General features: G+C 35.3%; 2 protein-coding genes. Both read right to left on the bottom strand.

From position 1 onward, the window contains the following. Positions 1-108 precede the first annotated feature (108 nt). Positions 109-1,008 carry an Arm DNA-binding domain-containing protein gene (locus ACSLUK_RS19890; protein ID WP_448550542.1) on the bottom strand — a complete coding sequence of 300 codons (900 nt, stop codon included), beginning with the start codon at positions 1,006-1,008 and terminating at the stop codon, positions 109-111. After that, complete coding sequence (xisR, locus tag ACSLUK_RS19895; RefSeq protein WP_448550543.1) at positions 1,001-1,204, bottom strand: excisionase family protein; 204 nt, start codon at positions 1,202-1,204, stop codon at positions 1,001-1,003. The genes ACSLUK_RS19890 and xisR overlap by 8 nt, the downstream gene beginning before the upstream one ends. Between the last annotated feature and the right edge of the window lie 237 nt (positions 1,205-1,441).

A 1,441-nucleotide genomic window follows, 5' to 3' on the forward strand; every position in this document is an offset into this window, starting at 1 on the left:
TTTGTGCGGGTTCTTTTCTCTTTTAGAGAGCTTGAGCAAAGCGTCAGAAGTCAATTGAGTCATAAATCACGATTTGTTATTTTTTGCTGATGCTAATTAGATCATATTTCAAAGAGGATTGGTATTACTAAATTCCATTTGCCTTTTTAAAACGTCAATAGCGGGAGCTATAAGGTTAATGGTTCGTTTACTGGATTTTGTTTTTGTTCGCTTAAAGCTATTGTTCACTTTGGCTCTATCGATTTTTAGTGTCCAATTGACGGTATCGACATCTTCCCATGCTAAAGCGATCATTTCTGATGGACGAAGCCCTGTTAAGCACGAGAACTCAAACGCATTTACTTCCTGTACTCTATTTGTTGGTGTGTTAACAAATGCTCTTATTTCCTCAAGTGAAAATGGATCAGGTTCATTTTCTAATTGCTTTAAAGGCTCGACATGTTCCATAGGCGAAGAATCAAGTTTTTGATCTTTTACTGCGTCAGCAAAGCAACCTCTGAGTACTAGTAGTATATTGTTAATCGTTTTATTACTTAAATGGTGTAAATCCTTAGATACCCACTCATTTATTTCACTCTGAAGGATTGTACTAATTTTCCTACTACCAAATTTAGGGATAATGTGGCAGTGAGATTTGTTGTGATAGCTTTTATAAGAGCTTGGTGCTAGCTTGGTTTTTTTTATTTCTAGCCACCTATTTAGTACCGATGATAAGGTTTCTTCAGTGCGTGGTTTACAACTGAATAAATGCGTTTTTTTGCTATTGGGGAAATGCTCTTCGTACTTAAAACTCCCACGACTTATTTCATGCCGAATAGCAGTACGTTTATCATCTGCCGCTTTTATATTTTTAGCTGTTAATTTATCGTCAAGATTTTCAATACAACGTTGTCCCTTATAGGTGAAACTCATTCTGATTCGATTACCGTGTATGGTTAATCCTTTGTATTGTTCTACTTCATCTTTTAGTGCTTCCCCAGTTAGTATTGAGTCTTTTCTATTAGTCATATTTCCCCCCTAATAAACTATCTAATTCTTCATAGTTGTAATAAATCACGTTGTCTTTAGCTTTTCTCCAGTGCTTCTCTTCTATAAATAAATGCTGTTCTTTTTTCTTTCGAAGTGCGTCTGTCTTGATACCTTTTAATTTTTCAATAATTATGGGTTTTACCCATCCGAGTTTTATGTATTGAATTTCAGTCATATATCCCCCAAAAAAACTAGAATAAATTGTTTTTGGAGTACGGCAGTCTGTTGAAAAGTTATGTTGTAGTTAAACCGATATTTAACTGGTCCACCAGGGGGAGAAAGGGATTTTGTAGTGGCATAGTTAATTTGGCCACCTGATTAGAGGTGTTAATATACACCTTATGAACTTACAGGTGAAACAATGACTAAAAGAACCAGACGTACATTTAGCGCAGAATTCAAACTAGAAGCT

The organism is Thalassotalea fusca (assembly GCF_053485835.1).

Bases quoted from the DNA above. Each gene is read 5' to 3' on its own strand.
- ACSLUK_RS19890 (WP_448550542.1), bottom strand. From the start codon at position 1,008: ATGACTAATAGAAAAGACTCAATACTAACTGGGGAAGCACTAAAAGAT.
- xisR (WP_448550543.1), bottom strand. From the start codon at position 1,204: ATGACTGAAATTCAATACATAAAACTCGGATGGGTAAAACCCATAATT.